Origin of the sequence: Phenylobacterium sp. (assembly GCF_022402485.1) — a bacterium.
GTDB lineage: Bacteria > Pseudomonadota > Alphaproteobacteria > Caulobacterales > Caulobacteraceae > Phenylobacterium.
On the sequence record NZ_JAKRSA010000024.1, the window covers coordinates 158,102 to 179,369 of the forward strand.

The following is a 21,268-nucleotide window of genomic DNA, read 5'->3' on the forward strand; positions in this document are numbered from 1 at the left end:
TCGCGGGCCACAGTCACGCCACGGTTTCGCTGCAACCTTTGGGTGATTCACTGGAGGCTCTCATGCGCATCGTCCAAAGCAGTCTGCTGGCCGTGGCCCTCTCCTGTGGTCTTGGACTGGGGGGCGTCACGGCTGCGCCCGCCCACGAGCCTCAGATCAATGCCGCCGCTCCACCACAGGTTAGCGTCGAGGTGGATCCCAAGTTCGCCGCTACAGCCTTCAAGACCTATGGCAAGGCTGAGCTCGAGGCTCAGGCCGAGCGGCTGCGCAGATTGGTGGCCGATGATCTTCAGAGGCTGGGGGTCATGGCCGGGGGGCGGGTCGAGTTAGTTCTGACCGATCTTCGGCCCAGCCGTCCGACCCGCCAGGAATTGATGAGCCGCCCAGGCCTTTCCTTTCGCAGTGCGGCCTTGGGGGGCGCATCAATTGAGGGTCGTACAGTGGCCTTTGATGGGGCGGTGACCCCGGTGAGCTTTGCCTGGTACGCCTCGGACATAAGCGACTCCAGTCGCCAATCCGTATGGGGCGACGCCGAACGGACTTTCGAACGGTTTAGTCACCGGCTCAGCCGAGGCCAGCTTTACGCTCTCCGCTGAGCCTGGCTTGTCAGGGCGGGCAAGGCGGGGTCTGATCGCCCTCGCCCAGACCCCGAAGGTCGAACCAAGGTCTATTGCCCCCATGCCTGCTACAGCCCCGCCCAGTGATCTGCCACCGCTGGAGCGTCTTCTGGCCATTATGGCGCAGCTGCGCGACCCCAAGAGCGGCTGTCCGTGGGACCTGGAGCAGACCTTCGCCAGCATCGCCCCCTATACGGTGGAGGAAGCCTATGAGGTGGCTGACGCCATTGAACGAAATGATCTCGCCGATCTGAAGGATGAGTTGGGCGACCTGCTGCTGCAGGTCGTGTTCCATGCGCGGATCGCCGAAGACCAGGGGGCCTTCGCCTTTGACGATGTGGCTCGTGCCATCAATGACAAGATGATCCGCCGGCATCCTCATGTCTTTGGCGAGGAAAGCTATGCTTCGGGGGAAGCGCAGACCTCAGCTTGGGAGGCCATGAAGGCGCAGGAGCGCGCCAGCAAGGGGCGCAATGTCAGCCTTCTGGACGATGTGCCGGCGGGCCTTCCGGCCATGACCCGGGCCGTGAAACTGACGAAACGCGCCGCCCGCGTGGGATTCGACTGGCCCGATGTCTCCTTTGTACTGGAAAAGCTGCGGGAGGAGATCGGCGAGATGGAGGCTGAGATCGTGTCCGGCGATCGGGACGCCTTGCGCGGTGAGATCGGCGACGTGCTGTTTGTGATGGCCAATCTGGCCCGCAAGCTGGACATCGAACCTGAAGATGCCCTGCGGGCCACCAATGCCAAGTTTGTCCGCCGTTTCCAGTTCATTGAAGCGGGTCTGGCTGAACGTGGCCGCACGCTTCAGGAGTCCGATCTGGACGAGATGGACGCCCTCTGGGACGCTGCGAAGGTCGCCGAAAAGCGCTAAGGCACCGAAGCCGAGACTGCGCCGAGCTCGATCCTTGGGAACAGCTGTTCAAACTGTCCCAGGGCCTTAGGCGTTAGCCGGACCGCCATCCGGACCCCGCCTTCATCGTCGGCATGCCGGTCAATCACCCGACCATTCTGATAGAGCCAGGCCATGGCAGCCCCCTCACCGGCGGGCAGATGCGCCTCGACCGGGGGCGATTCGTCCACCATCCCAGCCACGGCCTGAAGCAGGAGGGTAATCCCCTCCCCCGTGACGGCGGAGACCAGCAGGGCTGGTGGATGGGCGCGTCGGGCATCGCCCTCAAGGATCGGCCGGTCTTCAGCTGGGGTCAGGTCAATCTTGTTCCAGACCTCCAGCACCCGGCGCTCGTCGATTTCCACGCCCATGCGTTCGAGCACTTCACGCACATCGGCAGCCTCAGCAGCACTGTCAGGGCTGGCGATGTCACGGACATGCAGAATGACATCGGCCTCCTGCACCTCTTCCAGGGTGGCGCGAAACGCCTCCACCAGTTCGTGGGGCAGATCAGAGATGAAGCCGACGGTATCGGACATGATCGCTGGCCGCCCATCGGGCAGGTGCAGCATCCGCAAGGTGGGATCGAGGGTGGCAAATAGCATGTCCTCGGCCATCACCTCGGCATTCGTCAGGCGATTGAACAGGGTGGACTTGCCAGCGTTGGTATAGCCGACCAGGGCGACCACCGGATAGGGCCTGCGCTTGCGGGCGGCGCGTTGCAAGGTGCGTGTCCGGCGGACCTCAAGCAGCTCTTTCTTCAGCCGCCCGATCTTATCGGCCAGCAGACGCCGATCGGTTTCAATCTGAGTTTCCCCAGGCCCGCCCATGACACCGAACCCGCCCCGCTGTCGTTCCAGGTGGGTCCAGGTGCGCACCAGCCGCGACCGCTCATAGGACAGTCTGGCCAGTTCAACCTGCAAACGCCCTTCCCGGGTCCGGGCTCGGCGGGCGAAGATCTCCAGGATCAGCCCGGTGCGGTCCATGACCTTCACCTTCCAGGCCTTCTCCAGGTTTCGCTGCTGTACCGGAGTCAGGGCGTCATCAACGACGGCCACATCGATCTCGAGCTCTTCGCAGAGCGCTCCGATTTCGGCGACCTTGCCCTTGCCAAACAGGGTGGCGGGCATGCGCTTGCGCACCGGGGCGACCATGCCCCGGCGGATTTCGAGATCGAGGGCGAGAGCCAGGCCCTCAGCCTCTTCCAGGCGAGCCAGGGACGAACGTGCCCCGCCTCGCCCATCGCGTTCTGGATGGATGATGAGGGCGCCTTGGACGGGCGCCTCATGGTCGATGGGTGATGAACTCAATCGTTCTCGTCTTCCGCCGGCTCATACAGCTGCACAGGCTGAGCGGGCATAATGGTGGAGATGGCGTGCTTATAGACCAACTGAGACTGGCCGTCACGACGCAGGAGCACGCAGAAGTTGTCAAACCAGCTGACCACACCCTGCAGCTTGACGCCGTTCACAAGGAAAATGGTCAGGGGTGTTTTGGCCTTGCGGACGCTGTTGAGGAAGGTGTCCTGCAGGTTCTGCTTTTTTTCGCTCATGGCTTTTCGCCCTTTTCTCCGTTTGAGGGGCCACACGCCCCCACACACATAAGGCAAGCTAGTCCAACCTTTAGCCGCCGTGCAATCACAGTCGGCGTCCTAGACAGCAGTCTGCTTGGCCCGCTCGATATAGAGGCTCCGGAGCCGCGTCGCCACAGGCCCAGGCGTGCCATCACCGATTGGCCGACCGTCAATGGCCGTGACGGCCAGGACCAGAGAGCCCGCTCCCGTAATAAAGGCCTCCCGCGCCTGAGCCATGTCCTCAGGGGTGAAGGGGCGCTCCTCGACCTTGAGGCCAGCCTCAGCGATCACATCGAGGAGGGTGTTGCGGGTGACACCGCGCAGGATGTTGGCCTGAGTGTCGCGGGTGCGAAGGACGCCGTCGCCGTCCAGTATCCAGGCATTGGCCGAGGCGCCTTCGGTAATTAGGCCGAGATCGTCAACGAACAGCGCCTCGCCAGCGCCCTGCGAGCGGGCCGCCTGACGGGCCATGACATTGGGCAAAAGCCCGACGGTTTTGATGTCACACCGACCCCAGCGATTCTCTGGCGTGGTGATCACCTTGATGCCCTGGGCTGCCTTGGCCTCTGAGGCCACGCGATCAAGGGACTTGGCGGTTATCACCATCGACGGGCTGAGGGGGCCATCTGGAAAGGCATGATCTCGTGGCGCAACGCCCCGACTGATCTGGAGATAGATCAGACCTTCGCGGACATGATTGCGCCGCAGCACTTCGCGCAGGACAACGGTCAGCGCCGCGCGGGACATGGGCTCGGGGATCTGCAACTCGCCAAGGCTGCGCTTGAGGCGGGCGAAATGTCCCTCCGCATCGGCGAGCTTGCCGCCGAACACCGACCAGACCTCATAGACCGCATCGGCCAACTGATAGCCGCGGTCCTCGATATGGACGGCGGCGTCAGCATGGCGGCCATATCGACCGTTCACATAAGCGATGCGTCCCATGACTAATCCACGCCCTCCTCTACGGCTCGGGCCCCTGACAGGCCCAGGGACTTCAATTTTCGATGCAGCGCCGAGCGCTCCATGCCGATGAAGGCGGCGGTCCGAGAAATGTTCCCTGAGAACCGCATCATCTGCGCGCTAAGGTATTCGCGCTCAAAGGTTTCCCTCGCCTCCCGAAGAGGCAGGGCAATAATCTTGTCGGCGCCTAGCAGACCCCCGCCATCGGCCGGTGGGGCATCGGACGGCACCATGTCGGCGGTGATGGGCTCCCTGGGATCGCCAGAGCTGAGGATGAGCATCCGCTCGACCACATTGCGCAGCTGCCGGAGATTGCCTGGCCAGGGACGGACCTGAAGTGCGCCTATGGCGTCCTCTGACAACACCCGTCTTGGCATGCCGCTGGCTTCGCAGATGCGCTCAATGAAGTTCTCGACCAGTTCCGGAATGTCCTCTCGGCGCTCGGAGACACCTGGAACAGCGACCGGCACCACGTTCAGACGGTGGAACAGGTCTTCCCGGAACCGGCCCTCGGCGATCTCCTCCCGCAGATTTCTCGAGGTGGAGGAGATGACCCGGACATCCACCTGCACATCGCCATCGCCATTCACTCTGCGAAAGCGTTGCTCCACCAGCACCCGTAGGATTCGGCTCTGGGTTTCCCGAGGCATATCGGCGACTTCATCAAGATAGAGGGTGCCGGCATGGGCACGCTCGAAGACCCCGATCTTGCCGGGCCGTCCGCCCTCCCCTTCGACGCCAAAGAGCTCGACATCCATCCGCTCTGGGGTCATTCCCGCCGCGCTGATCGCCACGAACTCCCCCCTGGCCCTGGGGCTTGCGCTGTGAATGAGACGGGCGACCGTCTCCTTGCCTGATCCCGGCGGACCGGCAATCAGCACACGGCTGTTGGCCGCCGCCAGCTTGGCGATCATCTGGCGCAGATGCTGGGCGGGCATAGACTTGCCGATCAGTCCCTCGGGCATGATCGCCTGGGTTCGCAGGCGACGGTTCTCACGCCGCAGATTGGCCGCCTCCAGAGCCCGGTCTACGACCAGCAAAAGTCGGTCGGACTTGAATGGCTTTTCCAGGAAGTCATAGGCACCACGCTTGATGGCGCTGACGGCGGTTTCGATGTTGCCGTGGCCGGAGATCATGATGACTGGCAAGTCGGGATCGAGGGCCTTGAGCAGGTCCAGAAGCTCCAGACCGTCCATCCCGCCCCCCTGCATCCAGATGTCCAGGATCAACAGGGAAGGTCGGCGGGCGCGAACCGCCGCAAGGGCGCTCTCTGAATCTGAGGCTGTGCGGACCTCATAACCCTCGTCGGAGAGAATGCCGGCCACCAGGTCGCGGATGTCAGCTTCGTCATCCACCACAAGCACATCAGCGGCCATGGGCTTCTCCTTCGAAGATCAGTGTAGGGTCTTGGACGAGGCTGGCTGGGCGATGGGCCATCGGAAGGGTCAGGATCACCCTGGCCCCCTGTCCTCGGGCCGCGTCGGTCAGCAGCAACTCGCCGCCATGGTCTTCTAAGATCCGCTTGACGATGGCCAGACCAAGGCCTGTGCCCTTCTCGCGGGTCGTGACATAGGGCTCAGTAAGGCGATCGCGGTCCTTTTCGGGGAGGCCCACGCCATTATCTTCTATGGCGATGGTCACGATTTCGGCCGCTGCCGTCATATGAACAGTGATGCGCCCGGCGGGACGGGGGGTGGTCTCTACCCGCGTGGTCACCGCCTCGGCGGCGTTCTTGAGAATATTGGTCAGAGCCTGGGCCAGCATTCGCCCGTCGGCCATGACGGTCACGTCCGGTGTCGGATCGGTGAGAACGATCTTGAGATGGGGATTGGCCACGCCCTGGGCGAAAACCTGGGCACGGAGCAGCTCAGCCAGGTCCTGCTGCGAGAACCGGGGGGCGGGCATCCGGGCAAAGGCTGAAAACTCGTCGACCATCCGACCGATATCGCCCACCTGCCGCACAATGGTGTCGGTGCAGCGGTCGAAGGTTTCGAGATCGGCCTGCGCCACGTCCTTGCGGAATTTTCGACGGATCCGCTCAGCCGAGAGCTGGATCGGCGTCAGAGGGTTCTTGATCTCATGGGCGATGCGCCTGGCGACATCTTTCCAGGCGGCATTGCGTTGGGCGGCCACCAGGCGCGTGATGTCGTCAAAGGTCAGAACAAGTCCGCTCTCGCTGCGGCTTGCCCGAACCCGCAGTCTATGACTTTCCCGCGCCCGCTGGATGTCGACCTCAGCCTCAGCCGCTCCCGAGATTGCAGCCTCCCCGGCCACGGCGCTGAGTTCTGGCGCAAGCTCAGCCAGGGTCAGCCCCTCCACCGGGCCGCTACCCAGGCCCAACAGCTGGGCGGCCTGGCGGTTCAAGGCCGAAATCCGACCCTGGCTGTCGAGACCAATCACGCCGGCACTGACCCCCGACAGTACGGTCTCAATGAACTCCCGTCGCCCTTCAGCCTCATCGCTGGCTCGGCGCAGGGCTTCTTGCTGCGCCTGAAGATCATGAGTCATGCTATTGAAAGCACGGGAAAGAACGGCAATTTCTTCAGGGTCATTTCCGGACTCGACCCGCGCGCTCAGGTCTCCCGCAGCCACACGACCGGCGGCCTGAACGAGCCGCGCGACGGGGCCTGAGATGGCGTTGGCCGCCGACATGCCAAGCCAGACCGCACCCACCAGGACCAAAAGAGCGGTCTCCACATAGCTGAGGACGAATACCGTCTGAATCCGGGCCCGGCTCTGAGCGGCCTCCCGATAGGAGATCAGAGAGCCTTCAGCCTCGATCAGGTGGGTGATGATCCCCGACTCTACGGGTCTGGCCACATAGAGATAGGCATCGGGATAATCCTTCAGCCGGTAGAGCGCACGCATCAGGTCCGAAGAATCAAAGGCTGGGACCGAGATGTCGCCCTCATCAGCCGCCTGGAAACTGGACTCTGGGGGCATGACGAAAGGCGGCGCATCAGGTGCCTCGACCCGCGCCAGAACCCGGCCCTCCCGGTCTATGAGATAGGCGGCTGGAAACCCATGATAGGCCGCCTGATAGGACAGGAAGTGGGTGAAGGTGACCGGTGAGGTCGCCAGGGCAGGTGCCGCACGGTTGAGGTCCACCGCCATTGGGGCCACGTGCTCGCCGATGTAACGCTTCTGGTCCTCTACGTAGGAGCGCGCCACGGTGGCGGAGTTTTCCACCACCGTCTGCACCCGCTCGCTGAACCAGTTGTCAAAGCCTCGGTTGACCAGCACGCCGTAGAACAGTGCGACCACCACGGCCGGAGCGACGGCCGCCACGGCGAACAAGGTGACGAAGCGCAGATGCAACCGGGCTCCGGCATCTACCGATCGGGCATCCAGCAATGCCAGGAGTCGGAACCCAACAATCGCCGCCAGGAAGAGGATCAGGACGAGGTTGAGGCTGAGGACCGTCAGGATGGTGGTCGAGGCGGGCCTCAGGGGGCCGGCTTCAGGTGGCGAGGCCGCCAGCAGGATCGCCACCGCTGTCAGGATGGCCGCCAAGATATAGCCACCGCCGAGGGCATAGCGGGACTGAATCGCCCGCCACAGGATGGCGGTCGGTCTGGCGGCCTCAAAGCTCCTGATTGACAGCGTCATGAGAGCCTAGCCTAGGCGCAACTGTGTCTGGAACTCAACACAGATGTTGCTTGATTACGTCAGGTTGACCGCCCGGCAAAGATCGCTCGGATCAGCGGCGCCCGCGGGTCAGATCCACCCCAAGGTCCTGGATTTTTTTTCGCAGGGTGTTCCGATTCAAGCCGAGAATTTCCGCCGCACGGACCTGATTGCCCCGGGTCGCGGCCAGGGTCAGCTGGATCAGTGGACGCTCCACCTCTTCCAGCACCCGGTCATAGAGCCCCACTGGGGGCACGCCGTCGGGCTGCTCAGCAAAGTAACCGCCCAGGTGCCGCTCAACCAACTGGGCCAGCGTCAAGGGCCCCTCCTGCCCTGGCTGGCTGGGCTGTTGATCGGCCAGTTCCTTCTCGACGATCCGGGCGGTGATCAGTTCCTCGGCATAGAGCGCGCAGACCCGGCGGATCAGGTTCTCCAGCTCGCGGACATTGCCGGGCCAGCCGTGCAGCTTCAGCCGCTCCAGGGCCGCCTGGTCGATGGTCTTTGACGGCAGCCCCTCACGGTTAGCCCGCAGCAGGAACGAGCGAGCAAGGTCGGGGATATCCTCAGTCCGGTCCCGCAGGGGCGGCAGCCGGATGGGCGCCACATTCAAGCGGAAATAGAGGTCTTCGCGGAACAGGCCCTGGGCGATCAGAGCCCGAAGATCGCGGTTTGTGGCGGCGATCAGCCGGGCGTTGGGCCGTCGCCCGGTCTTTGGATTCAGGGCCGGCTCTGACCCATCGATCACCCGAAGCAGCCGGGTCTGGGCGTCCAGGGGCATGTCGCCGATCTCGTCGAGGAATAGCGTACCCCCATCAGCCTCCACCAGCTTGCCGCTATCCCCATCGGCCCGACCAAACAGCTCAGCCTCGACTCTTTCCCTGGGGGTCGCGGCCAGATTGATGACCACGAACTTGCCGTCCTTACGGCGCCCCATGTCGTGCAGGGCGCGGGCCACCAGCTCCTTGCCCGTCCCCGATTCCCCGAGGATCAGCACGGTGAGGTCTGCCCCCACCAGCCGGGCGATCGTGCGGTAGACCTCCTGCATCGGTGCTGAGCGGCCGATTAATGGCAGACGTTCGTCACGCACGGCCCGGGCCTGGGCGCGGGAGGCTTCAGGGTCGGCAGGGCGTGCCAGAGCGCGTCGCGCCAGGGCGGTCATGTCGTCCAGGTCGAAGGGCTTGGGCACATAGTCGAAGGCGCCGATCTCGGCCGCGTTGACCGCTGTCAGCAGGGTGTTCTGCGCACTCATGATGATGACCGGCAGCTTGGGCCGCTCTTTGCGAATGCGCGGAAGGACATCGAACACGTTCTCGTCGGGCATCATCACATCGGTGATGACCAGGTCGCCCTCCCCCTCGGACACCCATTTCAGCAGGGTGGAGGCGTTTCCCGTGGCGCGGACCTGATAGCCCAATCGGGTGAAGGACTGAGACAGAACCAGTCGGATGGAAGCATCGTCATCGGCGATCAGGATCTTCTTGCCGGCTGCGCTCATGCCGTAACGTCCTTTTCAGTCACTATGGGAAGCAACACCCGGAACACCGTCCGACCGGGCTCGGATTCGAAGTCGATCAGTCCGCCGTGGCCGACCACCAGCTTGGAGACCAGGGCAAGGCCAAGCCCTGCCCCATTGGGTTTCGTGGTGACGAAGGGCTGAAACAGCCGTTCACGCAGGTGAGCCGGGACGCCAGGGCCATTATCCTGAATACGGATCTCCAAGGGAGCACCGCGAAGCTGGCGATCCTTGGTTGATCGCACGCGGACCCCATGCCGATAGGCCGTGGTGATCAGCACCTCTCCGCGACCATCCCCGCGCATATGGGCGGCCTCTGAGGCATTCTTGACCAGGTTGAGAAACACCTGGATCAGCTGATCCTCGTCCCCTGGCGTGGCCGGCAATGAAGGATCGTACTGCTCTCGCAGCAGGAGGCCGTCGGCCACCCCATTGGCTGCCAGGGCGCGGACACGGTCCAGAACCTCATGGATGTTCACCGGGTCACGGGCCGGCGGGGCGTCGTCGGCGAAAACCTCCATGCGGTCGACCAGGCGCTTCACCCGATCGGTCTCATCGACGATCAATTGCGCCAAAGGCACGTCGTCGGCCCGGGCACCGGCCTTGAGGAGCTGGGCGGCGCCGCGGATGCCTGCCAGGGGGTTTTTGATCTCGTGGGCCAGCATTCGACCTAGGCCCATGATCGAGCGCAGACCGGCTGCGTCGCCGCCAAACTCGGCAAAAACGCCGCCCTTGACCTGTAAGGAGAGCAGGATGGAGCCATCACCCAGCGGGGCGGCCACACCGTCAGCCTCAAATGTGGGCTGACCAAAAAGGCTGATCTCCAGGCCCCGTTGGCGGACAGCACCGCCTTCCTGCTGGACCCGGTTAAGGAGCGCGACCAGGGGAGACTCCGGCGGCAGAGCCGCGCGAAACCGGCCCCGGGCGAGCAGGCCTAGCCCCTGACCAAACAGGGCTTCGGCCGCCTCATTGACAGCAACCAAGGCCCCGCGCCCATCGATCACCAGGGCCGGCTCAGGGCTGAGGTCAAAGGCGGCCGACTTCAGAGCGTTCAAATCAAGCCCCGGATGGGTGGTTCTGGTCCGACTGTTCATGCGGCCAACCTCGTCTCAGGATCGCGCCACAGCGCGATCAGCTCCAGTTTCACCTGTGACGGATCCTCAAGTCGGCAGATCCGCCCGCGGGCGGCTCGCCTGGCCTCGGCCTGCATGGGCCAGGGCGTGTTTTCGATGTAGGCGGCCAGGTGCTTGCGGAAGATCCGCAGCCCCAGGCGTTCGCCATAAAATTCCAGGCTGTCGTCGAGATGGGCCTGAACCAAGGCCAGCCGCGTCTCGACATCGGGCGCCGCGAAGGCGAGCCCAGAGAGAGCTGCCTCGATTTCAGCGGCGATCCAGGGTCGCCCATAGACCCCGCGGCCGATCATGACCCCGTCAGCGCCGGACTGATCCAGAGCCTGGCGAGCGGTTGCGCCATCAACAATGTCGCCATTGACGATCACCGGCACCCTGACGGCCGACTTTACCGCTGCCACAGCGCGCCAATCGGCCGCCCCGCGATAGAACTGGCTGCGGGTACGGCCATGGACCGTGATTGCCTGGGCACCTTGATCCTGGCAGCGGGCGGCAAGTTCGGGGGCGTTGAGGGACGCCTCATCCCATCCTAGACGCATCTTGACGGTGACCGGGACCTCTGCGGCCTCGACCACGGCGCCGACGATGGCTTCGGCCAACTCCGGCTCACGCATTAGGGCTGAGCCACAGGCTACCCCAATGACCTCCCGCGCCGGGCAGCCAAAGTTCAGGTCAATGATCTGCGCCCCCGCGCGCACTGCCAGACGGGCCCCCTGGGCCATGGTCGCAGGATCGCGTCCCACAAGCTGAACGACCATGAGCGGCAGGCCTTCGCCAACGGCAGCGCGTCGGACCACGTCAGGACGCCCCTTGGCGAACTCGTCCGACGCCACCATCTCGGTGGCCACATAGGGCGCTCCGAGCCGACTGGCCAAACGACGAAATGGTAGATCCGAGACGCCGGTCATGGGGGCGATCCAGACGCGCCCGCCAACCTCCACCGTGCCGACCTTGAGCTGTTTGCCCATTTTGTAATCACCCCTACCGCTGGCTTTTTAGGCACTTTGTGCGGCGCCGTAAAGCCTGGACAACATCGCGTGAACGCCTAAACACAGCCCATGAGCTTTTCGGCCATAGTGGTCGCCGCAGGAAGCGGTGTTCGGGCCGGTGCAGGGCGGCCCAAAACCTGGCGTGACCTGGGTGGACGACCGGTGGCGCGCTGGTCGGTAGAGGCCCTCTTGGCGGCCGGGGCCTGCCGGGTGGTCGTGGTGGTCGCCGCCGATATGCGGCCAGACGCCAAGGCTGCTCTTGGTGACCTCCAAGGCGTTGAACTTGTCCAAGGTGCGGAGACCCGGGCCGCCTCTGTCCAGGCCGGGATAGCTGCCCTCAAGGGTCAGCCCGGAGATCACGCCGTCCTTATCCATGACGCCGCGCGCCCGTTTCTAACGAGAGAACATGTCCAACGTCTGCTGCAGGCCCTGGAAGCCGCAGATGGTTCCGTCCTCGCGCTTCCCCTCGCCGATACCTTGAAGCGAGAAGAGCCCGGTCATCTGGCGACCCCAAACCGGAACGATCTCTGGCGGGCTCAGACCCCTCAGGGGTTTAGATTGGGGATACTGCAGCAGGCCTATGCGGCCTGGGACTTTGCCCAGGAGCCTACCGATGACGCCCAGGTGGTCACTGGTTTTGGGGGGAGAGTCGTACTCACCCCGGGCGACCCCATGCTCTTCAAGCTCACCTATCCGGAGGACTTCGTGATGGCCGAGCGACTGGCCGCTGGCGCGAGGGTGTCCAGGACGGGAATGGGCTTTGACGCCCATCAATGGGGTCCTGGCGACGCCGTTTGGCTATGTGGCGTGCGGATTGACCATGACCAGAGTCTGGTAGGGCACTCTGATGCCGACGCCGGCCTGCATGCGCTCACAGATGCCCTGCTGGGCGCGCTGGGTGCCGGTGACATCGGCGAGCACTTTCCGCCGACCGATCCGCAGTGGCGCGGCGCGGCCTCCGACCAGTTCCTGGCCCATGCCGCGAACCTGGTTCGGGCTAGGGGCGGCGACATCGTCAATGTCGATGTTACCCTGATCTGTGAGCGTCCGAAGATCAGGCCCCACCGGGAGGCTATGCAGCGCAGACTTGCAGAGATCCTTGGGGTTGCTGATGACCAGATCAGCGTGAAGGCCACCACCACAGAGGGAATGGGTTTTACAGGCCGTCAGGAAGGCCTCGCTGCCCAGGCCATCGCCACCATCGAGATGCCGCGATAGGCGCTAAGGCAGCCAGGTCCAGACCTCTTTCATCCGGCGATACATGGCCCCTGGCAGGTTAGTATAGGCGTCCGTCCAAGGCGCAGTGAGGGTCGGGTCGGTCGGCGACCAGCGGACATCATTCTCATAGGGCAGCAGCCCTTCCGGCGTCCGCGTGACGACGATCACATCCTCCGCCGACTCCCACAGCACAGGGCTGTCATAGGCCGCCTGATGCCGCTGCAGCAGGGCTGAGCCTCCCGCCGCACTGGCGACCGCCATGGCTGGCGAGATGAGGTCAAGGTTTCGGTTAGACAGGTGCATCACCAGGATGCCGTCAGGCTTCAGTCTGGCCAGATACATCTTTACCGCCTCCACAGTCAGCAGATGGGCAGGCACGGCGTCAGAGGAGAAGGCGTCCAACAACAGAATGTCATACTGCCCCTCTGCCTCATCTTTCAGGGTCAGGCGGGCGTCGCCAATGACATAGTCGATCGGCCCCTTGGCGCATTCCGACGTGTAGGTGAAATAGGCCGGATCATTGGCGATCTTGACCATCAAGGGGTCGATTTCAAAGAAGGTCAGCTGGTCCTCAGCGCGGACATAGGCGGCCACGGCACCAGTGCCCAGGCCCACAGCAGCAATCGTCAAGCTCGCCTTTTCGGCCCGCTTAGCGGTGAAGACCTGCCCAATCGGCGTCTCCGGGGCGTAGTAGACCAGGGGACGACAACGGTGCTCGGGGGCCCTGGCCTGTGCGCCATGCAGCGTGGTACCGTGGGCAAGCATGTGAACCGTCCCGCCCAGGGCCTCCACAGGCATCACCGATTGGCGAGCGACGCCGAAAAAGCTGCGCCAGGTTTCGCGCACATCCACCCGGTCGCCTGCCAACTGTGCCGAGATCAGCAGCATGCAGATGCTGGCCATAAACAACAGGGTGCTCTGCCGCAGCAGGAACGCCGATACGGTCACGACCCCAAGCAGGAGGCGAACTGTCGCGTCACTTTGAGCGTACTGCTCAGCGATAACCGGCGCGGCGATGACCGCGATGACGCAGATGGCAAACAGCCCCCAACGCCAAGGGCTCCCCCGGTCCCAGACCCAAGGTCTGGCCAGGCAAGAAAGCGCCAGGACCAGGGGGTACTCCCAGACGTTGGTGAAGATGACGGGCGCGACAAAGGCGTTGAACCCACCGCCGACCACCCCGCCGATGGACAGGCAGAGATAGAACTCCGTCAGCTGGGAGGCTGGCGGACGGCGTTCCACAAGCGCCTGGTGGCAGACCAGGGCGGTCAGGAAGAACGCCGCAAGGTGCACGGCAAGCTGGATCACCAGGTTGGTGGTGTGGAAGGGCATGATCACGGCGCAGGCCACGACCGCTGCGGCCTGGAACATCAGGGCTGTGTCCGAGGAGATCAGCGGACGGTCCTGGAATGCGATGATGAAGGTCAGCAGATAGAGGGCCAGCGGCACGACCCAGATGAAGGGGGCCGAGGCCACATCTGTGGTGATGTGGGTTGTAACCCCCAACATCAGGCTGGAAGGGATCGCCGCGAGGCCGATCCAGATCAGTCGCCGAGGCCAGGGCCTTCCGCTTAGGGCGATATCCAGTAACGCTTGGGCTGGGGGTGGAACGATCTCGATCTTTGGTGCCCGGGCGACCATCAGACCAAGGCTGGCCATCAGCACAACGAAGCCCCCATAGGCGAGGCTCCAGACAAAGGTCTGTGCCTGGACCGCGAGGGTCGGTTCCACCACCACAGGATAGGCCAATAGCGCAATCAGGCTGCCAAGATTGCTTGCCGCGTAGAGCACATAGGGGCCGCGTCCCTCACCTTCCCGATAGATTCGAGCGTGCCAGGCCTGTGCCAGCGGTGCTGTCGCCGACAGGATGGCGAAGGGCGCGCCGACCATGAGGGCCAAGGCCCCCAACAGCCAGAGCGCGGGATGGTCTGAGGTCGGCGGACCCAGCAATTCATGGACCCGTAGCGGCAGGACGAGGGCCGCCAGCAGCAGGGCACCCCCGTGAATCATGGCCTGGCGGCGCACGCTCCCAGCCCGCTGCAGCAGGTGGGCATAGGCGTAGCCCACCAGCAGCGCCCCTTGAAAGAAGGCCATGCTGGTGTTCCAGACGGCCGGTGCCCCCCCCATCAGGGGAAGCAGTAACTTGGCCGCCATGGGTTGCACCATGAAGACCAGAGTGGCGCTGGCGAACACCGTTAAGCCAAACAAGGCCGGCGCAACTGCGGGCTGGGCCTTGGGGAGAGTGTCCTGCAGGGTCATGACGCCGATTCGGGCTTTGTGCTCAGTTGGCCGATGGTGGGGTCTGGCCAGCCCGGCGCCTAGGGTCCATCCAGCCCATAGATTCCCCTAAAGCGGGTACCTTGGCGCGATCTCAGGTCCTCGGGGATTGAAGGCGACGGGCAGGCATCAACGGCTTCGCTCTTCGACCTCGGTCTGATCTATACAGGTCACACTGAGATCGGCAGGACGGCGATTCCGCCGTTGACGCAGATCTGGACGGCCCCTGTTTTGTGCGTTCGACGTGGAGACGCCCATGTTTTCCCTGGAAATTGAGACCTTGGCGCGGCTTCTTATTGATGAGGCGCGACAGAAGTCACTCCGGATCGTCACGGCTGAAAGCTGCACGGGCGGGCTCTTGAGTGCTGCGATCTGCGCGATTCCCGGTGCCTCCGATGTTCTCGATCGGGGTTTCATCACCTATTCCAACCGGGCCAAGCAGGAGATGCTCGGCGTGCCGGGGGACCTCATCGCCGACCTGGGCGCAGTTTCGGAGCCTGTGGCGCGGATGATGGCTGAGGGGGCTCTGGAAAACTCCAACGCCCATCTGGCCGTGGCCATAACGGGAATTGCCGGACCCGACGGCGGAACGCGGATGAAGCCTGTGGGCACGGTCCATATTGCTACGGCCCGCACCAATCATGGCCTTACGCATCGGGCCGAACTGTTTGAGTTCGAAGGCCGCTTTGAAATCCAGCAGGCGGCCACCCAAGCCGCCCTGGAGATGCTGCGGGAACGCCTGAACTGAGATTCAGGCTCGGTGGCTATGGGGGCCATAAAGGGCACCGGCCCGGGCTTCGAAGCAACTCATCAAGCGGTCGACGGCGGCGTGAAAATTCGCACTCAGCAAGGCTGCCAGAAGTCGGGACTTGAACTCAAAGTCGATCTCGAACTCGATCCGCGTACCGGCCGGATCCTCGTGGAACCGCCAGCGGTTATCCAGCCGTTTAAGCGGGCCTGAGATCAGGCTGACCTGGATGGTTCGCGTTGTGGCATCCCGCCGGACCCGGGTGGAGAAACGCTCTTTCAGCAGGGAAAACCCCACTGACGCCTCCGCATCGAGCGTATCGACCCCGTCGCTCACCGGCTTCAGGTTCCAGCTGCGCATGCCGGTGATCCAGGGCACAAACTCCGGATAACGGTCCACGTCGCCGACCAGGGCGAACAGCTGGTCTGGCCCATAAGGCAGGACCTTCTGGATGCGATGGTACAAGGGTGGGCCTAGGCCTTAACCGCCGGAGCCACAGCCTGGCTGGCGGCGCGAGCTTCCTGGGCCAGCCTGGCAGCCTGCAGCTTGGCGAAATCCTCGCCGGCATGGTGCGACGAGCGGGTCAGCGGACTGGCCGAAACCATCAGGAAGCCCTTGGCCCGAGCGATTTCCTCATAGGCACCAAACTCTTCAGGCGTCACGTAACGGTCGATGGCCGCGTGCTTGCGGGTCGGCTGCAGATATTGGCCAATGGTCAGAAAATCGACGCCGGCGGAACGCATGTCGTCCATCACCTGCATCACCTCCTCCTTGCTCTCCCCCAGACCGACCATCAGGCCCGACTTGGTGAACTGAACAGGATCGCGGGTCTTGACCCGCTCCAGGAGGCGCAGGGAGCTATAATATCGAGCACCCGGACGGATCGACAGGTAGAGCCGCGGCACGGTCTCAAGGTTGTGGTTGAAGACATCGGGGCGAGCATCGATCACGGCCTCAATGGCCTCGACAGGCTTGCGCAGGAAGTCCGGAGTCAGAATCTCGATGGTGACGCCGGGCGCGGCGGCGCGGATGGCCTGGACCACGGCAGCAAAATGAGCCGCCCCCCCGTCCGCCAGATCGTCGCGGTCTACAGAGGTTATGACGACGTGTTTCAGGCCCATCTTGGCCACGGCGTCTGCCACCCGGGCAGGCTCGGTAGGGTCAAGGGCGTTGGGCTTACCCGTGGTCACATTGCAGAAGGCGCAGGCCCGGGTGCAGATCTCCCCCATGATCATCATGGTGGCATGGCTCTGAGACCAGCACTCGCCAATATTGGGACAAGCGGCCTCCTCACAGACGGTGACCAGCCCATGGGCCTTCACGATGCTGCGCGTGGCGGCATAGCCCTCGGAGCCGGGCGCGCGGACCCGCAGCCACTCCGGCTTCCGAAGCAAAGGTGTGTCAGGCTTGGCCTGCTTTTCAGGGTGCCTGGGCCGAGGCTTGGCCAAATTGTCGATGACGACGGTCATAGGACTTAGATCGTCCCTCCGAGGCTCCGGATCAAGCCGCGATTGTGCGACCTTGCGCCCAACCCCTCATCTGGGCTGAAACTAACCTATGCGCCCCTGGCCAGCCCCCATTATTGGCCTCCTCCTGGTTCTCCTGGGCTTGGCGGCATGTGATTCGGCCGGCACACGCCCAGCCCTGCTCGACAGCCGTCCGCCGCCAGGGATAGCGCCCGGGTTCCTGGCACCCCCGGGTTTTGCTTGGGGTGCCATAAAGCCGTCAGGGGGACCGGAACTCCGCTACGGGGTTTCAGCCCCCGAAGGGGCCGGACGACGGGGACAGGTTCTGATCCTGCCAGATCCCGATGAACCCGCAGAAGTCTGGTTCGAGACGGCCCGGGCGCTGAACCAGGCGGGATTTGTTGTCTGGCTCTTTGAGTGGGGTGCCTTCGGCGGGTCGGGTCGCACGCTTGCCCCTTTCGACATGGTGCATGCGGCCAACGCGGCGGCAGGGCCACAGGCCGTAGCAGCCCTTGTTGCGCATGTGATCGCGCCGGGTCCGGAGCGACCGTTGACCATCATGTCCTCAGGTGACAGCGCCAACATTGCCCTCCAAGCCCTGCAGCTCGGCACTCCGGCTGCCGCCGTGATCTTCAGTGCGCCTCAGGCGGGGGAAGCCAGGTCGCTGCGGACCTGGGAACGGCTCGCCCTGCGCGTGGGCCTGGGCCGCCTGCCGGCCCCAGAATGGCGACCCTGGTCGCGGGCTGAATCGGAGCGCGCAACACCTGTTGGTTCTGATCCGTGGCGTGGCCGGCTGACCCACAGCTGGCGCTTGGCGAACCCTGATCTGCGGCAAGGTGGGGTGAGCCTGGGCTGGCGGGCCATTGGCGCTGAAACACGATGGACTGGCTTGCCCGAGCCCCCTGCGGTGAACCAGATCCTTATCTTGACGGACACGCCAACGGGGGCTGGACCAGCAGGGCGTTGTCAGCTGCCGACGGGCTGTAGCCTCGTGGTCCAGCCTGATCTGGGGCCATCGCCGCATCTGGCGAAGACCTCCGTGCGTGAACCCTGGCTGCTGGAGATCCTGGCTTTCCTGGGGGGACGAAGCCCGGAGACCGTCCCGAGCTTCGTTGACGAACCCCCCTCAGACGCGCCCCCCGTTGGATAGGTCCTCACCCATCACGAACTGTCACACATCTTTTCATTGGCGAGCGTCACCATTAGGGTCGCGGCCACAACAAGGCGCCCGCAAGAATGGCGTCAGGGACCTGGGAGGCATTCGGTCTTGACCGCCATATACGATCCCCGCGACAGCCAGATATCCGTCTTTGACGCCCTGATCGCAGCACGGGCGAAGTTCGGGGCCAAGAAGCCCATCCTGGAAGACCAGGAACGCAATCCCCTGACCTATACCGACCTGATCCGCGCGGCCTTCGCGCTGGGTCGCAAGATCGCGGGCTTCACTGCAAAGGGAGAGCGCGTCGGGGTGATGCTGCCCTCCAGCGCCGGTGGGGTGGTGACCTTCTTTGCCCTGCATGCCATCGGCCGCACCCCGACGATGCTGAACTTCACGGCCGGTATCCGTAACCTGAAGGGGGCCTGCGAGCTGGCTGGCGTGAAGACCGTCCTCACCTCTCACCGGTTTGTCGAGCAGGGTAAGCTGCATGATCTGATCGACGCCCTCGAGCCGATCGCCAATGTGGTCTATCTGGAAGAGGTCCGCGAAAAGGTCGGCTTGGCTGACAAGCTGTTCGCAGCCGCCGGCGGGGTCATGACCCGTCAGTTCCGGGCGGCCAGCAAGCCCTCCGATCCCGGGGTAATCCTGTTCACGTCTGGTAGCTTTGGCACCCCGCGTGGGGTTGTGCTGAGCCAAGCCAATCTGGTGGCCAATGTTCAGCAGATCGCCGCCCATATCGACCTTGATCCCGACTGGGTGATGTTCAACCCCTTGCCGATCTTCCATTGCTTTGGCCTCACCGGCGGGGTGCTGTTGCCGATCCTGACCGGCATGAAGGCCTTCCAGTACCCCTCCCCCCTTCACACCAAGCAGATCCCGCCCCTGATCAAGGACTCCCAGGCCTCAATCTTGTTGGCCACCGACACCTTTGTGAATCAGTACGCGCGAGCCGCTGAGCCTGGGGAACTGTCTGACCTGAAGTTTGTGGTCTGCGGCGCTGAAAAGGTCCGCGACGAGACCCATAATCTGGTCGCCGAACGCTTCGGGCCCATCCCGCTTCTGGAAGGTTATGGTGCCACCGAGGCCGCCCCGGTGATCGCGGTCAACAAGCCCCTCGATAACCGCCGCGGGACCGTGGGCGGGCTACTTCCAGGAATTGAAACCCGACTGGAGCCCGTGGAAGGCATCCCCGGCGGCGGTCAGCTTTTTGTGCGCGGTCCAAACATCATGTCCGGCTATCTGGCCGCCGATGGCTCGGTAGAGGCCCCCGTGGACGGCTGGCACGATACCGGCGACGTGGTCAGCATGAGCAATGACGACTGGGTCAAGATTCAGGGCCGCGTGAAACGTTTCGCCAAGGTCGGCGGGGAGATGGTCTCCCTGACGGCGGCCGAGGACCTCGCCGTCGCCGTCTGGCCTGACAGCCGTCATGCGGTGATCGCTGTGCCTGATCCGCGCAAAGGTGAGCGTCTGATCCTGCTGACCGACCGCCGTGAGGCCGAAGTGGACGCCCTGCTGGTCCACGCCAAAGCGATAGGTGCTGCTGAGCTGACTGTGCCTCGACGGATCATGACCGTGCCGGAGATTCCGGTCCTGGGGACGGGCAAGACTGACTATGTGGCGATCCAGCGCATGGCCGAGGCTGAACTGCGCGGGGTCGCCTGACCGATTTGCCCTGAAGCCCTGAGGCGTCAGGCGTGCAGTACGAGGCCGTAAGCGTCCAAGGCTGACTCGTGCATGGCTTCGCTTAGCGTCGGATGGGCGAAGACGGTGGCGTGGAGTTCGGCTTCTGTGGCCTCGAGAGTCATGGCCAGGGCAAAGCCTTGGATCATTTCGGTGACCTCGGCCCCGATCATATGCGCGCCCACGAGCGCGCCCGTCTCGGCGTCGAACAGGGTCTTTACAAAGCCCTCGGTCTCCCCCGCCGCGATGGCCTTGCCGTTGGCGCGGAACGCGAACCGGCCGATCTTGACCTTGCGGCCTGCGGCCTTGGCGGCGGCCTCGGTTAAGCCGACCGAGGCGATCTGCGGATTGGCGTAGGTGCAGCCGGGGATTGGTGCGTTCAGAGTCTTGGCGGGCTGGCCTGCGATGTGCTCGACACAGTGCACGCCTTCATGGCTCGCCTTGTGGGCCAGCCAGGGCGGCCCAGCCACGTCACCGATCGCATAGAGACCCGGCACGCCGGTCGCCCCGTGAGGGCCGGTGACCACGTGGGTCTTCTCGATTTTTACGCCCAGGGCTTCAAGCCCTAGGTCCTCGACATTGCCAACGATGCCGACGGCGACGATGGCCCGCTCGGCCTGGAGGGTTTCCGTCGAGCCGCCGGTTTCGATCTGAACTGCAACCCCGGTCTTGGAGGTGGTCAGGGCTTTCACGGTGGCGCCAATGCGGAACTTCAGTCCCCGGCGTTCAAAGGCCTTGCGGGCAGCAGTGGAGACTTCCTCGTCCTCCACGGGCAGGATCCGCGGCAGGGCTTCGACCACCATAACCTCGGCCCCGAGGGCGCGGTAGAAGCTGGCGAACTCGATGCCGATAGCGCCGGAGCCGATAACGATCAGGGACTTGGGCGCGGCCTTGGGAACCATAGCCTCCCGATAGGACCAGACCCGGTCGCCGTCAGGCACCAGACCAATCTGCGGCAGGGTTCGAGCCCGGGCACCGGTGGCGACGATCACATGCTTGGCCTGGAGGATCCGCTCGCCGCCCCGCTTTTGGGCGATGATGACCTTGGGTGCCGGGGTCCCCTTCTCTAGCCGTGCGGTTCCCTCAATGACCTCGATCTTATGCTTGCGCATCAGAAAGCCGACACCGGAGTTCAGCTGTCCCGCCACCTTGCGAGAACGCTCCACCACCTTGGCGAAATCAAAGCGCGGCTTGTCAGCCGCAAGGCCATAGTCGGCGAGATGGTGGAGTTGCTCATAGACCTCGCCGGACTTGAGCAGGGCCTTGGTGGGGATGCAGCCCCAGTTCAGACAGACCCCACCTAAGGCCTCCCGCTCGACGATGGCGGTCTTCAAGCCGAGCTGGCTGGCGCGGATCGCCGCCACATACCCGCCAGGTCCGGCGCCGATGATGATCAGGTCGAAGTCCATGGATCTC

Annotated in this window: 18 protein-coding genes; 6 read left to right on the top strand and 12 right to left on the bottom strand. The window is 64.0% G+C overall.

The window, feature by feature from the left end:
• Nucleotides 1-62: 62 nt before the first annotated feature.
• On the top strand, nt 63-596 hold the full coding sequence (locus MH112_RS09830) for a hypothetical protein (RefSeq protein ID WP_296567118.1): 534 nt from the start codon (nt 63-65) through the stop codon (nt 594-596).
• An 82-nt stretch (nt 597-678) separates the two neighbouring features.
• Nucleotides 679-1,491, top strand: coding sequence for a nucleoside triphosphate pyrophosphohydrolase (gene mazG, locus MH112_RS09835; protein ID WP_296567119.1), 813 nt, complete (start codon nt 679-681; stop codon nt 1,489-1,491).
• Here mazG and hflX read toward each other — a convergent pair.
• The 8 genes from hflX to dusB form a co-directional block, all read right to left on the bottom strand.
• Nucleotides 1,488-2,819 carry a GTPase HflX gene (gene hflX / locus MH112_RS09840; protein ID WP_296567121.1) on the bottom strand — a complete coding sequence of 444 codons (1,332 nt, stop codon included), beginning with the start codon at nt 2,817-2,819 and terminating at the stop codon, nt 1,488-1,490. The genes mazG and hflX overlap by 4 nt on opposite strands.
• The gene (gene hfq / locus MH112_RS09845; protein ID WP_296567123.1) at nt 2,816-3,061 is read right to left on the bottom strand and encodes an RNA chaperone Hfq; all 246 of its coding nucleotides are present in this window, start codon (nt 3,059-3,061) and stop codon (nt 2,816-2,818) included. The genes hflX and hfq overlap by 4 nt, the downstream gene beginning before the upstream one ends.
• Before the next feature lie 99 nt (nt 3,062-3,160).
• Entirely contained in the window at nt 3,161-4,024 is an 864-nt protein-coding gene (locus tag MH112_RS09850) for a D-amino-acid transaminase (RefSeq protein ID WP_296567127.1), read from the bottom strand.
• A 2-nt stretch (nt 4,025-4,026) separates the two neighbouring features.
• Nucleotides 4,027-5,418: a sigma-54 dependent transcriptional regulator gene (locus MH112_RS09855; RefSeq protein ID WP_296567129.1), complete on the bottom strand. Its 1,392-nt coding sequence runs from the start codon at nt 5,416-5,418 to the stop codon at nt 4,027-4,029.
• Complete coding sequence (locus tag MH112_RS09860; RefSeq protein WP_296567130.1) at nt 5,408-7,651, bottom strand: PAS domain-containing sensor histidine kinase; 2,244 nt, start codon at nt 7,649-7,651, stop codon at nt 5,408-5,410. Before MH112_RS09860 ends, MH112_RS09855 begins: the two co-directional genes overlap by 11 nt.
• A 91-nt stretch (nt 7,652-7,742) precedes the next feature.
• The gene (locus MH112_RS09865; protein ID WP_296567133.1) at nt 7,743-9,164 is read right to left on the bottom strand and encodes a sigma 54-interacting transcriptional regulator; all 1,422 of its coding nucleotides are present in this window, start codon (nt 9,162-9,164) and stop codon (nt 7,743-7,745) included.
• Nucleotides 9,161-10,276, bottom strand: a complete 1,116-nt coding sequence (locus tag MH112_RS09870) for an ATP-binding protein (RefSeq protein ID WP_296567135.1) — start codon at nt 10,274-10,276, stop codon at nt 9,161-9,163. Before MH112_RS09870 ends, MH112_RS09865 begins: the two co-directional genes overlap by 4 nt.
• A complete protein-coding gene (dusB, locus tag MH112_RS09875) occupies nt 10,273-11,280 on the bottom strand; it encodes a tRNA dihydrouridine synthase DusB (RefSeq protein WP_296567137.1) in 1,008 nt (335 codons plus the stop codon). The genes MH112_RS09870 and dusB overlap by 4 nt, the downstream gene beginning before the upstream one ends.
• 90 nt (nt 11,281-11,370) lie before the next feature.
• Here dusB and MH112_RS09880 point away from each other — a divergent pair, with 90 nt between their 5' ends.
• Nucleotides 11,371-12,519: a bifunctional 2-C-methyl-D-erythritol 4-phosphate cytidylyltransferase/2-C-methyl-D-erythritol 2,4-cyclodiphosphate synthase gene (locus MH112_RS09880; RefSeq protein WP_296567139.1), complete on the top strand. Its 1,149-nt coding sequence runs from the start codon at nt 11,371-11,373 to the stop codon at nt 12,517-12,519.
• A 3-nt stretch (nt 12,520-12,522) separates the two neighbouring features.
• Here MH112_RS09880 and MH112_RS09885 read toward each other — a convergent pair whose 3' ends face one another.
• The gene (locus tag MH112_RS09885) at nt 12,523-14,778 is read right to left on the bottom strand and encodes a fused MFS/spermidine synthase (RefSeq protein ID WP_296567140.1); all 2,256 of its coding nucleotides are present in this window, start codon (nt 14,776-14,778) and stop codon (nt 12,523-12,525) included.
• Nucleotides 14,779-15,052: 274 nt separating this feature from the next.
• On the opposite strand from MH112_RS09885, the gene MH112_RS09890 reads away from it, so the two are divergent.
• Nucleotides 15,053-15,544 carry a CinA family protein gene (locus MH112_RS09890; RefSeq protein WP_296567142.1) on the top strand — a complete coding sequence of 164 codons (492 nt, stop codon included), beginning with the start codon at nt 15,053-15,055 and terminating at the stop codon, nt 15,542-15,544.
• Between the two features lie 3 nt (nt 15,545-15,547).
• Here MH112_RS09890 and MH112_RS09895 read toward each other — a convergent pair whose 3' ends face one another.
• Entirely contained in the window at nt 15,548-16,009 is a 462-nt protein-coding gene (locus MH112_RS09895; RefSeq protein WP_296567143.1) for an SRPBCC family protein, read from the bottom strand.
• Between the two features lie 8 nt (nt 16,010-16,017).
• Nucleotides 16,018-17,013 carry a lipoyl synthase gene (gene lipA, locus MH112_RS09900; protein ID WP_296567144.1) on the bottom strand — a complete coding sequence of 332 codons (996 nt, stop codon included), beginning with the start codon at nt 17,011-17,013 and terminating at the stop codon, nt 16,018-16,020.
• Between the two features lie 88 nt (nt 17,014-17,101).
• On the opposite strand from lipA, the gene MH112_RS09905 reads away from it, so the two are divergent.
• Both MH112_RS09905 and MH112_RS09910 read left to right on the top strand, forming a co-directional pair.
• Entirely contained in the window at nt 17,102-18,160 is a 1,059-nt protein-coding gene (locus MH112_RS09905; RefSeq protein WP_296567146.1) for a hypothetical protein, read from the top strand.
• 117 nt (nt 18,161-18,277) lie between these two features.
• Nucleotides 18,278-19,834 carry an AMP-binding protein gene (locus MH112_RS09910; RefSeq protein ID WP_296567149.1) on the top strand — a complete coding sequence of 519 codons (1,557 nt, stop codon included), beginning with the start codon at nt 18,278-18,280 and terminating at the stop codon, nt 19,832-19,834.
• Nucleotides 19,835-19,860: 26 nt separating this feature from the next.
• On the opposite strand, the gene lpdA is transcribed toward MH112_RS09910, so the two are convergent.
• Nucleotides 19,861-21,261, bottom strand: a complete 1,401-nt coding sequence (lpdA, locus tag MH112_RS09915) for a dihydrolipoyl dehydrogenase (protein ID WP_296567151.1) — start codon at nt 21,259-21,261, stop codon at nt 19,861-19,863.
• Nucleotides 21,262-21,268 lie beyond the last annotated feature (7 nt).